This is a genomic window from Shewanella sp. SR1 (assembly GCF_020447145.1).
Classification (GTDB): domain Bacteria; phylum Pseudomonadota; class Gammaproteobacteria; order Enterobacterales; family Shewanellaceae; genus Shewanella; species Shewanella baltica.
Genome location: NZ_JAJAEF010000024.1, coordinates 31,889 through 44,646, shown reverse-complemented (window position 1 = coordinate 44,646; position 12,758 = coordinate 31,889). Strand labels below are relative to the sequence as shown.

Sequence of the window (12,758 nt, the reverse complement as noted above, 5' to 3'; positions counted from 1 at the left end):
GCAATGACTAAGGTCAAACTGATCGCCCGTGACTTAGAAATGTCCTTCGGCGCGCGCCTGTTATTCAAGGCCGACGCATTATCGCTCTGCCAAGGGGATGTGATTTATCTGCAAGGCGACAACGGCACAGGTAAATCGACCTTGATGAAAATTCTTGCGGGCTTGATGGCGCCAACTAAAGGTAAAATTGAGACTGTGGGTTTTGCCAAAAATGCTTGGTGGCGACGCAATCCCTTATTAGGCAAAGCCGTTTATCTGCACCAACATCCTTATTTGTTCGACGGCACAGTGGAATATAATCTCACCTATGGGCTGAATTTCAGTTCAGAAACAAAAGCCAAGGCGAAACAACGTATTACTCAAGCGATTGAGATGGCGCAGCTAGGGTCGCTGCTACACGCCAGAGCTAGTAATCTCTCTGGCGGCGAAAGACAGCGGCTCGCCATTGCACGCGCTTGGATCCTACAACCTAAACTGTTAATGCTCGACGAACCGACCTCCAATATGGACAAGGATTCCCAAGAGCTAGTATTAAAAATGATCCAACAACTCAAACACGAAGGCACAGGTATGTTGTTGAGTAGTCATCAGAATTGCGCGTTAACCTCCATCTGCGAACAGCAGTGGCACATAGAAGGCGAACGAGTGACGACCTCTTATCAACACCCAGAATCTTTGCCAGCACAGGAGTCTTTATATGTCATCGCAAATTGATGCCGTTATTCTCGCCGGTGGCATGGCGCGTCGCATGGGCGGCGACGATAAAGGTCTCGTCGAATTAAACGGCGAAGCCATGATTAAGCACACAATAGACAGAATAAAACCTCAGGTTAAGGAGATCCTGATCAACGCAAATCGCAACCAAACACGTTATGCTGAGTTCGGTTTTAAGGTGATAAGCGATGAACATACTGGTTTCCTCGGCCCCTTGGCGGGAATGATCACCGCAATGGGCCAAACGGATGCAGACTACTTATTGGTGGTGCCCTGCGACTGCCCACTGCTACCAACCGACCTTGTGCCGCGTATGCTGGCAGCGATTAAGGCTGAAGATGCGGAGATCGCCGTCGCCAGTGACGGTGAATATGAACAACCCGTCGTCTTACTGTTAAAACCCAGCTTACGTGACTCGATGAAAGCGTTTCTTGAGGCGGGTGAGCGTAAAGTGGACTTTTGGTATGCCAAGCATCACTTCGTTGTGGAGTCTTTCGCCGACCAGCCCAATGCCTTTGTGAATGTGAATACGCCAGAACAAAAACAACGACTGGCCATGGAAATTACCAAATAGCTAAGGCTCCAATAACCCAAATTAGAGGTGCAAATGAGTAACCCCTTCGTCAATCCGCTCGCTATTCCCGTTCTCGGATTTTGTGCCTACAGTGGCACGGGGAAAACCACCTTACTCAAGCAATTGATCCCCGAACTAAATCAACGTGGTCTGCGCTTAGCCGTGATCAAACATGCGCACCATAATTTCGACGTGGATATTCCCGGCAAAGACAGTTACGAAATGCGTAAAGCGGGTGCGCGGCAAATGCTGGTCGCTTCCCATGTGCGCTGGGCGCTGATGACAGAAGATGCGCGCGATGGCGATCCTGAGTTAGTCCATTTGCTCAAGCAAATCGAAGCCGACAAAGTCGATATCGTCCTCGTCGAAGGCTTTAAAAAACTCGCTTTACCTAAAATTGAATTGCACCGCGCCGCCCACGGCAAACCTTTTATCTACACCCAAGATGAAAATATCCTCGCCATCGCCTGTTGCGATGACACTCAGTTGCCAAGCGATGCACTTCCAAGTGAGCTGCGCCGACTCGATCTCAACAATGTCAGCCAGATTGCCGACTTTGTCATTGAGTATGCTCAAAACTGGGAAGCACCACTCCAATACCCGATTTCAGCCGTAGATGCCTGCGCCATAGGCGACAACAAAAACCTCACCGTCAGCCAAGGTTTAGCGCAGATTTTATCCCATGTTTCACCCGTGGCAGAAGTCGAAGAGATTGACTTAGACGCCTTAGATAACCGCGTACTGGCCAGCGACAGTATTTCTCCCGTCGACGTGCCGCAACAAACCAATTCGGCGATGGATGGCTACGCCTTTGTCTATCAAGACCCCATGCCTGCTACCTTAAAACGGGTGGGTGAGGTCCTTGCCGGTCATCAATATTCGGGCACGCTTAACGTCGGCGAAACCGTGCGAATCATGACGGGCGCGACTGTGCCCGTGGGTGCCGATACTGTGCAGCCCCGTGAACTAGCCGAAGAAGTCGACGGCAATGTTAGCTTTGAAGGGCGCATTCTTTCTGGCCAACACGTTCGCCTCGCGGGGGAAGATATCGCCCAAGGCCAAGTCGCCCTCGCCAAAGCCACTCGCCTAAGCGCCGCCGAACAAGGTTTACTGGCTTCACTCGGGCTCAATCGCCTGAGTGTCTATCGCCGCCCAACCGTTGCCGTCTTCTCCACCGGCGATGAAGTGAGCCAACCTGGCGAAACACTCAAAGCTAACTGCATCTATGACTCAAACCGCTTTACCATCAAAGCGATGGCGAAACGTCTTGGTTGTGATGTTATTGATTTAGGCATTATCGAAGATTCTGAAACCGCACTCGAAGCGACGCTCGCTAAAGCCGCCACCCTTGCCGATGTCGTCATTAGCTCTGGCGGTGTATCGGTCGGTGATGCAGATTACATTAAAACCGTACTGGCCCGCTTAGGCAAAATCGATTTTTGGCGGATTAGCATGCGTCCGGGTCGGCCACTCGCCTTTGGTAAAATCGGTGATAGCTTATTCTTCGGATTACCGGGCAACCCAGTGGCGGTAATGGTCACTTTCCTGCAATTTGTGCAGCCCGCTTTGCGAAAATTGGCGGGTGAAGTGAACTGGCAAGCGCAGCTATTCCCCGCAATAAGCGATGAAACTCTGCGAAGTCGCCAAGGCCGCACCGAATTTATTCGCGGGATTTATCAGCTTGGCAAAGATGGACGCCTGCACGTGAGTAGCACGGGCAACCAAGGTTCCGGGATGTTAAGTTCAATGGTCAAAGGGAATTGTCTCATCATCATAGGCGATGATGCAGAAGCCGTGAATGCAGGTGAAACTGTGTTTATTCAACCCTTTGCGGATCTGCTTTAAGATCCAGTGAGTTTTTATGAGTCTAATGGTGGATTCCTTTGGCCGTAAGGTCGAATATTTACGGCTCTCGGTCACCGACCGCTGCGACTTTCGCTGTGTCTATTGCATGACGGAAGATCCCTGTTTTCTGCCAAAGGACCACGTACTCCACCTCGAAGAGTTAGCTTGGATTGCCCAAGCTTTTACCGAGCTTGGTGTGACTAAAATTCGCCTGACTGGCGGCGAGCCCTTAGTTCGCACCGATTGCGATCAGCTAGTGAGTCTACTTGGCAAACTGCCTGGGCTGACAGATTTGTCCATGACCACTAATGGTTCAAGGCTGACAAAGTTCGCTAAGCCCATGTTTGCTGCAGGATTAAAGCGCCTCAATATCAGCCTAGATACTTTAAACCCCACATTGTTTACCCAGTTAACACGTAACGGCAAGTTAGACAGAGTCATCGACGGTATCGATGCCGCCATTGCGGCGGGCTTTGAACGTATCAAGATTAATGCGGTAATTTTAAAACAGCAGAACGATAATGAAGTCATTGATTTAGTTGATTTCTGCCGTGGTCGCCGTTTAGACATCGCCTTTATCGAAGAAATGCCGCTTGGCGAAATAGATGAGCGTAAACGTGCCCGTCATTGCAGCAGCGATGAAGTCAAAGCCATCATAGAAAGTCGCTATCCGCTGCAGCTATCTAACAAACGTACTGGCGGCCCAGCGCGGTATTACACTATGGCCGACAGCCCAATCCATATCGGTTTTATCTCACCCCACAGCCACAACTTCTGCCACGAATGTAATCGAGTACGCGTCACAGTCGAAGGCCAATTATTGCTATGTTTGGGCAATGAGCATGCTGTTGATCTCAAAAGCATAGTCAGGGAATTTCCCGCAGATATTGAGAGACTTAAAGCCGCTATTCTCGCGGGCATTAACCTCAAGCCTAAGCAACACGACTTTGGCAATAATCAGGTACAAATCCTACGCTTTATGAACGCCACTGGCGGTTAAGCATCACCTCTCAATCGCTTAAGGGCTAGCATCTCAATTTGGCCGTGATAAACTCGAAGCATCACCCCATACTTAGCGTCACAAATTTCTATGGCCTTAACTCGTAAGCAATGGAATAACGTCATTATTGTCGCCTGCGTCTTTATGGTCGCCGTGCTGACTTTTATGGATAACAAGACTAATAATGTTCCGAGTGATGCTCAGCTGCTATTTGACGATAATGCGCCGCTTTCACAGCTGCAACTCAATGGGATATGGTTGCACAAGCAAGCATCACAATGGGAGTGCGACACTACAGTCCTCAACTGTGATGAATGGGCAAAGGCGTGGCAAACCATACGGGTGTCTCCCTTAACGGCGGCACCAGAAACAACAGATAATCCACAAGAATTAGTCATCCAGATAGCAGATATCCGCGATGCTCAGCTGTGGATCTATTTCCCCAATGAAGGCGCGTTAAAGTCTCCCGCGGGCAATTGGTATTTAGTGCCTCCGAGTTTACGAGCTAAACTGCAACCGATCCTCGATGCGAAACCCGCAGCTTAATGTCCCCAATTTTACTTAAGATAAGAAAGAATCCATGCCGGAATTACCTGAAGTTGAAGTCACCCGTCAGGGTATTGCACCCTTCCTTGTCGAGCAAACTGTGGTTGATCTTGTGATCCGCAATGGTTCGCTGCGCTGGCCAGTACCTGACATCGCCAAACAAATTATCGGCCAAGTCATACGCCAAGTACGTCGCCGTGCTAAGTACCTGTTAATCGACACTGATGCGGGCACTAGCATAGTGCATTTAGGCATGTCGGGGAGTTTACGGATTTTGCCCCACGATACCCCAGTGGAAAAGCATGACCATATCGACTTAGTGCTCGCCAATGGCCGCATTTTACGTTTTAACGATCCGAGACGATTCGGTGCTTGGCTATGGTGTGAACTCCCAGAAGAAGCCCATCCATTACTCGCCAAACTGGGGCCAGAGCCACTGACTCAAGCCTTTAATGTCGCACAATTAGCGGCAGCTTTAGCGGGCAAGAAAAAGGCCATCAAACTCTGCCTGATGGATAATCATATCGTGGTGGGTGTGGGTAATATTTACGCCAATGAAGCCCTGTTTGCGGCGGGCATTCATCCAGAAGCCGAAGCAGGTAAAATCGATATCGAGCGCTTGACCGTTTTAGTTGCCGAAGTGAAGCAAATCTTAGCCCACGCCATTAAGCAAGGCGGCACTACGTTGAAAGACTTTACCAATGCCGATGGCAAGCCGGGCTACTTCGCCCAAAAACTGCATGTCTACGGTCGCGGCGGTGAAACCTGCACCAGCTGCGGTAACTTATTAAGTGAAATCCGTTTAGGTCAACGCACCACAGTATTCTGTGGCATTTGCCAGACACGCTAAACATCTTCATTAACGCGTAAAAATGCCTGCAATTGCAGGCATTTTATTCTTTATTTTGGTTACTCTTTTAACCAGCGCCCCGGATGTTCAGTAAAGTAACGATATTCGCGTTTGGGCTTTTCGCACTGCGGTTTAAGCTCAGTGGTCGATAACAAAATCCACTCATCACGATGGGCCATTCCCATGCTCTTGCCGCCTTTAATATCGAAACAACTCAGCTCAGCCCCGCTCGGCACTAATAAATAACGTTGTTTATTTTCCTGCATCCATTGCCATGCATTACGCTCTTGTTCCTCAACCGAAGCAAGATAACTAAAGTGCGTCACACTCATGGGAGAGAACAAAATAAACTGCTCTTTAAAGTTCACTAGGCCTAGCTCAGCGTCCTCGCCAATCACCTCCGCCGTATGCAGCATCAAGCTTCTAGGAGTGCGCATTTCATCGAGCATAGAATACCCCCAAGTACTGATCAGCACCCAGCCTAAGGCAGAGATAATCCCCATCTTAACGAGAGCAAACTGTTTACGGGCGAGCCAAAGCAGCAGGAACCAGAGCAGACCAAGCAGGATAAATAGGTAGCCAATACCCGTTAAATCATCGGTATAGTCGGCAAGGGCTTTGACTAATGCTGGATGATGAATAAGCGCAAGCACACCCGCCAGCAAGACCACTCCACCTAAAAACCACAGTAATCCGCTGACGAGTTTTTCAAACCACACTTTAGGCGCAACACCCGTTAACACCGCTGAGGCCGCCAGCGCCAACATAGGCAAAGCCGGCAGAATATACACATTACGCTTACCCGGACTGATACTGAAAAACAGCACCACAAGTGCCACCCAAATCAACAGAATTGCAATAGTAGGATCGGCCTTCACCTTCTGCACCCATTGTTTCCAGTAAGCAACCACCAGCAGCGAAATAGGGAACCACATCCAAGGAATGACACTTAAGACAAAGAAATACCAAGGCTTAATATGATGCCAAGCGTTGACATAACGCTCACCGGTTTGCTTAAACAAGATGTTGTTTTGATAAGCAACAAGTTCGGGCGTGCCATGGGCTTGCACTGTCAGCACCATGGGCACCAACCAGCAGGCAATCACGGCAAGCATAACCAAAGGCCCAGCAAGACATAACCAAGTTAAACGACCTTGAAAACGGCTTTTGTCTTTAACGGCATAAATACCAATAGGGATCAGCATTAATAAAGGCAAAAAGCCGACGCCCTTAGTAATCACCCCTAGCCCCATAAATGCCCAGCCAACAAAATACCAACGCCAATGGGGACCGAGCATAAAGTGGCGGATCAAGCCGTAGCATCCCACAGTGATCCAACACATCACCATGGCATCGATCTGGGCATTTTTAGCCTGCATTAAAAACTGCGGCACAATTAACAGTAACAGCGCGGCATTGCGGCCAACACGTACATTCCACAATCTGGAGCCAAGATCGTAAACCAGGAACACAGCCAGCAGGCCGCACAAGGCGTTAGGGAGGAGGAAAGCGAGCTTAAGGGAACCCGTCAGCTGGTAAAATAGCGCGATAGCCCACATGAATACCGGCGGTTTATCAGGGTAGTACTCGCCGCCACGGGTAGGAAATAACCATTGCCCCGAAGACACCATTTCCCGTGCGACTTCCACAAACCGCGGCTCATCTGCAGGCCAAGGGGATCGAAAACCCACTCCAACCAGCAAAATCAACAAGCTTATCAAGAGCAAAGGCCAGAGTACTTGGTAGTAATCCTGACTATTGAAACGGCGACTAAGAGCTTCCATCCTGAATCCTTATGCTTCGATTTCCAATTCATCGACCTGTTTACGCAGGCTAGATCGGTACAAATACGCGCCAATCAAACTTGATAGGATAAATAATCCGATACTAATCCCTAGCTGATGATGATCCGATAAACCTATACCCGCGCCCGCAAAGCTAAAAATCAACATCTGCGGTAAATAGCCTAATACGCTGCCCAGCATAAAGCCACGCGCAGGAACATGAGTTGCACCAGCAAACAGATTGGTGAGTAAATTACTGCCGACGGGCAGTAAGCGTATCATCAGCACTTTCAACCAGGTTTTGTCGCTGATAAGAGCTTCAAACTTTTGCAACCTAGGGCCAAAGCGGCGCTGTAAACTGCTGCGGATAGTTAATCTCGCCACATAAAAGGCCAGTACACAGCCCAGTAAGGCAGCTAGGGTCGAAAACAGCCCACCATAGATGCCACCCAAAGCAAAACCAAAAACAAAGGCGATGACTTGTCTTGGACCACCCACAGCGGTAAACAAGGCTCCAATAGCTAACAACACTAAAAATGCAAACCTGCCTTTATCAGCAATAAAATGCGCGACCCAGTTGCTATCGGTAACGTGCTCGAATAATCCCTGTTGGGCGGCAAGCATCAACACCAACAAAATACAGACGATAAATATCGCCTTATAGAGTCGCTTCATCTTAGTCGCGCCAGTTCGATTCACTGCGTGCAACCTTGGCAACTTTAGCTCTACGACCTAGCCAGATCACCCCCACAATATCGACGACACCAACCCAGACGCGATTCCAAGCTGTGTACTTAGAGATACCCACTTGACGATCCCTATGATTCACCACCGAAATAAAAATCTCACCGCCCATACGCCGAACTAAAGCAGGAATATACCTGTGCATATGGTCGAAATACGGCAAGCGAAGGAAGGTTTCACGGGGAATTAACTTAAGGCCGCAGCCCGTATCAGGCACGCCATCGTGCAGAAGCGCATCGCGAACCTTATTCGCAAAGCGAGACTGGAATCGCTTCCAGGCCGTGTCTTTACGATTTTTACGGTAGCCCGCAATACAGAAGTGCTCGGCTTGGATCTGAGGCAACTGGGCAAACATGGCAGGAATATCGGCGGGATCATTTTGACCATCGGCATCTAAGGTCACTATATATTTGCCGCGCGCGTGCAAAACGCCGGTAGATATCGCGGTACTTTGCCCAGTGCTACGCTCATGGCGAATCGCTTTAGCATCACATTGCTGTTCAGCTGCGGTGCGCATCACTTCACCAAAGGTATCATCTTGGCTGCCATCATCGACGACAAGGATTTCAAACTCAGTCAAACCTTGGAGGGCTTGGCATATCTCTTCGATCAGGGGGCCAATATTGCCCACCTCATCTTTAGCGGGGATCACAATAGAGATCAATTCAACGCTCCACAACTTTATGACAAAAAATACGGTACCACATAATTATTGCAAAATTAAAATCTGGAAAAATAGGGATGATTGGCAAAAAAACACTAATTCAGAATTATAAACTGGCCAAACAATAAAGAAACAGCACTTAATTTGGAACTGTGGATTTCATAGTATGGACATATTTATCGATAAAATAAGTGTTAGTTTATTAAGCAGAACGCATAACCTTAAAATAATCTATGGATATTGTTGTTGTGGGGATGGGCTATGTGGGCCTATCAAATGCCGTCTTATTGGCGCAGCAAAACCAAGTCACTGCAATTGATTTAGTTCCTGAACGTGTCAAGCAAGTTAACAAGCGTAAATCCACTGTGGTCGATGAATTAATCGAAGACTATCTGCAAAACAAACCGCTGAATTTAACTGCAACAATGGAAAATGTGGCCTTTCAATCGGCTGACTTTGTGATTATTGCGACTCCAACAGACTACGATCCTCAGACTAATTATTTTAATACCCATTCGGTTGAAAGCGTCATTCGTGATGTACTCGCTGTTAATCCTGATACGACTATTATCATCAAATCGACTGTACCCGTCGGCTATACCGCTGCATTAAGGCACAAGTTTAAGAGCGACAACATACTCTTTTCTCCAGAGTTTTTACGCGAAGGGAAAGCCTTGTATGACAACCTTCATCCCTCACGGATTGTCGTCGGTGAACGCTCGGCGCGTGCCCAAGTCTTTGCTGACCTTTTAGCTAAGGCGGCAATCAAGCAAGATATTCCTATTTTGCTGACCGATAGCACCGAAGCCGAAGCGATTAAGTTATTTGCTAATACATTTCTCGCCATGCGGGTAGCCTACTTTAACGAGCTCGATACCTATGCAGAGAGTCGAGGATTAAATACTCGCCAGATTATTGAGGGGGTTAGCCTCGATCCGCGTATTGGTGATTATTACAACAATCCCTCTTTTGGCTATGGCGGATACTGTCTTCCGAAAGACACTAAGCAATTACTGGCGAACTACAATGACGTACCAAACAATTTAATCAGTGCCATTGTCGACTCAAACACCACACGCAAAGACTTTATCGCCGACGCAATTATCCGTAAGCAGCCAAAATGTGTAGGAATTTATCGTTTGATCATGAAAGCCGATTCAGACAATTTCCGCGCCTCTGCAGTGCAAGGTGTGATGAAGCGCATTAAAGCGAAGGGCATTGAAGTCGTCGTGTTTGAGCCTGTGCTTAAGGAAGATTATTTTTTCAAATCTCGCGTGGTTAGAGACTTAACTGAATTTAAGTCAATGTGCGATGTGATCGTCTCCAACCGTATGGTTGATGAACTCAATGATGTTGCGGATAAAGTCTATACCCGAGATCTATTTCACCACGATTAATATACTTTCTAATCCAATAATAAAGGTTCTAAATGAAATACTTAGTCACAGGCTCCGCGGGTTTTATCGGCGCCAAAGTCAGTGAACGCCTTTGCTCGCTTGGCCATGAAGTTATCGGCATTGATAACCTCAATGACTATTACGACGTCAATCTCAAATTGGCACGTTTAGACCTTTTACAAACTTTAGATAATTTCCATTTTATTAAACTCGATCTCGCAGACAGAGAAGGTATTGCTGCGCTTTTTGCACGGCATGCATTCCAACGTGTTATCCATCTTGCGGCTCAAGCAGGTGTGCGTTACTCGCTCGACAATCCGTTAGCCTATGCCGACAGTAATTTAGTTGGCCATCTCACTATTTTAGAAGGGTGTCGCCACCATAAAATTGAGCATCTCGTGTATGCCTCATCTTCGTCTGTATATGGGTTAAATCAGAAAATGCCCTTCTCCACTGAAGACAGCATAGATCATCCCATTTCACTCTATGCCGCCACGAAGAAAGCCAATGAGTTGATGTCGCACACTTACTCACATTTATATCAATTACCGACGACAGGTCTGCGCTTTTTTACCGTCTACGGCCCTTGGGGCCGTCCCGATATGGCTTTATTTAAATTCACCAAAGCCATACTAGCAGGTGAAGTGATCGATGTGTATAACCATGGCGACCTCAGTCGAGACTTTACCTATATTGATGATATTGTTGAGGGAATCATTCGGGTACAAGCCAAACCACCTCGCCCAAATACGGACTGGACAGTAGAAGCTGGCACGCCGGCCACCAGCAGCGCACCATATCGCGTCTTTAATATTGGCAATGGTAGCCCAGTGCAGTTACTCGACTTTATTACAGCGCTAGAAGATGCCTTAGGCATTAAAGCGAACAAGAACCTGCTACCGATGCAGCCGGGCGATGTGCATTCGACATGGGCCGACACAAGTGACCTATTTGATGCCGTTGGCTATAAGCCACTGGTGGATATCAACACTGGCGTCACGCAATTTGTGGACTGGTATCGCCAGTTCTATAACAAATAAGTTAGCGCCCAAAAGCCAAACAAAAAGGCCTGCAAGAATGCAGGCCTTTGCTTTATCAATGAATGTTAGAAGCGATACTCAAAACTGCTAAAGAGCGTGGCATTAGTATCATTTTCTTGAACATCAAATTCCGATCTTGATACCGTTCCACCCAAGCTCCACATACCTTTCCACACAGGCATACGGTAGGAAAGCTCAAGCATCAATAAATCTTCCTTCGGCGGTTGCGGCGCCCAAATATTTGCCACATTGGAGCCATCATTATTCAGCTGGGCGTAACGCAATAAAGAAGTAAAACCACGGCTGTTGTTAAATTGGCCGATAAGACCGACAACATACACTTTAGCGTCACTATCATAAGTCGAACCAAGTGCTCGATTATTATATCGAGAACCACTTAAGTAAGTTGAATGTTCATAAAAACAATCGAATACATTTGGGTCTAGACCACATGCAACCATAGTATCTGTATATTCAAAAAATAATTTATACTGTTGATCAGTAAATTCAAAACGCGTATCAGCGCCAAATAAGTACGCACAATCTGCTAGGTCCCATGGGTTAGAGCCGCTAGAATCCTCACAGGTTCGTTCAAGATAGAGCCCTACTGGAATCTTAAACCAAGTATCCGCATAGCGAATATCAAACCCAGCCATTTGATTACCAATTTTAGTATTAAGCGCAGGATCGCATGTTGTACTTCCATCTGCACACTCAGTGCCACCGGTTATCGCTTTGAAAAAGCTTTTAACACCGCAATCCTGCCCTTCACCACAAAACTGTGTTGTCCAAGAAACGCCCATTTCAACCGATTTTATTGGCCTAATACTCGATCTAAAATTCCATAATGCGGCATTAGCAACAGCTCTATTTTTTTCAAATAAACTAAAACCGGCGGTTAAGCTCCAAGGGCCGATCCAAGACAACCAAGGCGTTTCAAAGGCCGCCGCATTATTACGACTTAGCATCACTGAAGGCATTGGCCTCGCGTTATTCGACTTATGCAACGAAGAGTCAAACCCAGGTCCCCACCACTGCTCAAGAGTCCCTGCCGTGATAATCCAGTTATCAATAATCATTGATACATAAGAGTCGTCTAAGCGAAATTGGTCTTCAGTTGCATCATAATTTGCGCTTCCAGAAGCTTTAAAAGCAAAACGTTCTCCAACGTATTCATGGGAAACATTTAATTCACCTTGCTCGCGATAGTCGGAACCAAAATGCTGAAAGCGAGCAGCATCAGTAGCAGCAGTTACTTTTATACTAGTATTGTCACGATTTCCAATGGCACGACTGTAATTGAAATTAACCCTTGCGAAAGACTGAACTAAGCCAGGGCTCAGCTTTTCTGGCTCGACCTTCGCAAGATCAGCTCCAATCCCTGCCCACATTAAAGGATAGGTATTCACAGGCACAGTAATCACACCCGCATCGGCAAGTGCTTGAATATCAGTTCTAAGATAAATATCAGAGGCATCGACCCAAGGTGCGGCAGTAAGTATTGAAGAAAATAGTAGCCCAGAGGCAAGAGTGGGAATTAAAAAAGCCTTCATAACATCCTTTTAAGTATCATCGCGAGGCCACAATGCCTCAAAGTTAA

Annotated in this window: 12 protein-coding genes; 8 read left to right on the top strand and 4 right to left on the bottom strand. The window is 47.4% G+C overall.

The features are described from left to right. The first annotated feature begins 3 nt into the window (after nucleotides 1-3). From KV201_RS18195 to mutM, 6 genes are all read left to right on the top strand, one after another. Nucleotides 4-714 carry an ATP-binding cassette domain-containing protein gene (locus KV201_RS18195; RefSeq protein WP_012588941.1) on the top strand — a complete coding sequence of 237 codons (711 nt, stop codon included), beginning with the start codon at nucleotides 4-6 and terminating at the stop codon, nucleotides 712-714. After that, on the top strand, nucleotides 698-1,288 hold the full coding sequence (mobA, locus tag KV201_RS18190; protein WP_071940244.1) for a molybdenum cofactor guanylyltransferase MobA: 591 nt from the start codon (nucleotides 698-700) through the stop codon (nucleotides 1,286-1,288). The genes KV201_RS18195 and mobA overlap by 17 nt, the downstream gene beginning before the upstream one ends. A gap of 33 nt (nucleotides 1,289-1,321) precedes the next feature. Beyond that, nucleotides 1,322-3,133, top strand: coding sequence for a bifunctional molybdopterin-guanine dinucleotide biosynthesis adaptor protein MobB/molybdopterin molybdotransferase MoeA (locus KV201_RS18185; RefSeq protein WP_226060133.1), 1,812 nt, complete (start codon nucleotides 1,322-1,324; stop codon nucleotides 3,131-3,133). A 16-nt stretch (nucleotides 3,134-3,149) separates the two neighbouring features. Next, the gene (gene moaA / locus KV201_RS18180) at nucleotides 3,150-4,133 is read left to right on the top strand and encodes a GTP 3',8-cyclase MoaA (protein WP_226060132.1); all 984 of its coding nucleotides are present in this window, start codon (nucleotides 3,150-3,152) and stop codon (nucleotides 4,131-4,133) included. A gap of 90 nt (nucleotides 4,134-4,223) precedes the next feature. Continuing rightward, nucleotides 4,224-4,679, top strand: coding sequence for a hypothetical protein (locus KV201_RS18175; protein ID WP_006079392.1), 456 nt, complete (start codon nucleotides 4,224-4,226; stop codon nucleotides 4,677-4,679). 34 nt (nucleotides 4,680-4,713) lie between these two features. Further along, nucleotides 4,714-5,529: a bifunctional DNA-formamidopyrimidine glycosylase/DNA-(apurinic or apyrimidinic site) lyase gene (mutM, locus tag KV201_RS18170; RefSeq protein ID WP_011845381.1), complete on the top strand. Its 816-nt coding sequence runs from the start codon at nucleotides 4,714-4,716 to the stop codon at nucleotides 5,527-5,529. A gap of 59 nt (nucleotides 5,530-5,588) precedes the next feature. On the opposite strand, the gene KV201_RS18165 is transcribed toward mutM, so the two are convergent. The 3 genes from KV201_RS18165 to KV201_RS18155 are packed head-to-tail and all read right to left on the bottom strand — an operon-like array spanning nucleotide 5,589 to nucleotide 8,721. Continuing rightward, nucleotides 5,589-7,313, bottom strand: coding sequence for a glycosyltransferase family 39 protein (locus KV201_RS18165; protein ID WP_226060131.1), 1,725 nt, complete (start codon nucleotides 7,311-7,313; stop codon nucleotides 5,589-5,591). 9 nt (nucleotides 7,314-7,322) lie between these two features. Further along, nucleotides 7,323-7,988, bottom strand: a complete 666-nt coding sequence (locus KV201_RS18160; RefSeq protein ID WP_226060147.1) for a TVP38/TMEM64 family protein — start codon at nucleotides 7,986-7,988, stop codon at nucleotides 7,323-7,325. A gap of 1 nt (nucleotide 7,989) precedes the next feature. Further along, nucleotides 7,990-8,721, bottom strand: a complete 732-nt coding sequence (locus tag KV201_RS18155) for a glycosyltransferase family 2 protein (RefSeq protein ID WP_226060130.1) — start codon at nucleotides 8,719-8,721, stop codon at nucleotides 7,990-7,992. 233 nt (nucleotides 8,722-8,954) lie between these two features. Between KV201_RS18155 and KV201_RS18150 the strand changes: the two genes are divergently transcribed. Both KV201_RS18150 and KV201_RS18145 read left to right on the top strand, forming a co-directional pair. Further along, nucleotides 8,955-10,118: a nucleotide sugar dehydrogenase gene (locus KV201_RS18150; protein WP_226060129.1), complete on the top strand. Its 1,164-nt coding sequence runs from the start codon at nucleotides 8,955-8,957 to the stop codon at nucleotides 10,116-10,118. Between the two features lie 32 nt (nucleotides 10,119-10,150). Next, nucleotides 10,151-11,158 carry an NAD-dependent epimerase gene (locus tag KV201_RS18145; protein ID WP_226060128.1) on the top strand — a complete coding sequence of 336 codons (1,008 nt, stop codon included), beginning with the start codon at nucleotides 10,151-10,153 and terminating at the stop codon, nucleotides 11,156-11,158. Nucleotides 11,159-11,223: 65 nt separating this feature from the next. Here KV201_RS18145 and KV201_RS18140 read toward each other — a convergent pair whose 3' ends face one another. Next, entirely contained in the window at nucleotides 11,224-12,711 is a 1,488-nt protein-coding gene (locus KV201_RS18140; protein WP_226060127.1) for a capsule assembly Wzi family protein, read from the bottom strand. Between the last annotated feature and the right edge of the window lie 47 nt (nucleotides 12,712-12,758).

Coding starts and splice junctions, on each gene's coding strand:
- KV201_RS18195 (WP_012588941.1), top strand. CDS start 4: ATGACTAAGGTCAAACTGATCGCCCGTGACTTAGAAATGTCCTTCGGC.
- mobA (WP_071940244.1), top strand. CDS start 698: ATGTCATCGCAAATTGATGCCGTTATTCTCGCCGGTGGCATGGCGCGT.
- KV201_RS18185 (WP_226060133.1), top strand. CDS start 1,322: ATGAGTAACCCCTTCGTCAATCCGCTCGCTATTCCCGTTCTCGGATTT.
- moaA (WP_226060132.1), top strand. CDS start 3,150: ATGAGTCTAATGGTGGATTCCTTTGGCCGTAAGGTCGAATATTTACGG.
- KV201_RS18175 (WP_006079392.1), top strand. CDS start 4,224: ATGGCCTTAACTCGTAAGCAATGGAATAACGTCATTATTGTCGCCTGC.
- mutM (WP_011845381.1), top strand. CDS start 4,714: ATGCCGGAATTACCTGAAGTTGAAGTCACCCGTCAGGGTATTGCACCC.
- KV201_RS18165 (WP_226060131.1), bottom strand. CDS start 7,313: ATGGAAGCTCTTAGTCGCCGTTTCAATAGTCAGGATTACTACCAAGTA.
- KV201_RS18160 (WP_226060147.1), bottom strand. CDS start 7,988: ATGAAGCGACTCTATAAGGCGATATTTATCGTCTGTATTTTGTTGGTG.
- KV201_RS18150 (WP_226060129.1), top strand. CDS start 8,955: ATGGATATTGTTGTTGTGGGGATGGGCTATGTGGGCCTATCAAATGCC.
- KV201_RS18145 (WP_226060128.1), top strand. CDS start 10,151: ATGAAATACTTAGTCACAGGCTCCGCGGGTTTTATCGGCGCCAAAGTC.
- KV201_RS18140 (WP_226060127.1), bottom strand. CDS start 12,711: ATGAAGGCTTTTTTAATTCCCACTCTTGCCTCTGGGCTACTATTTTCT.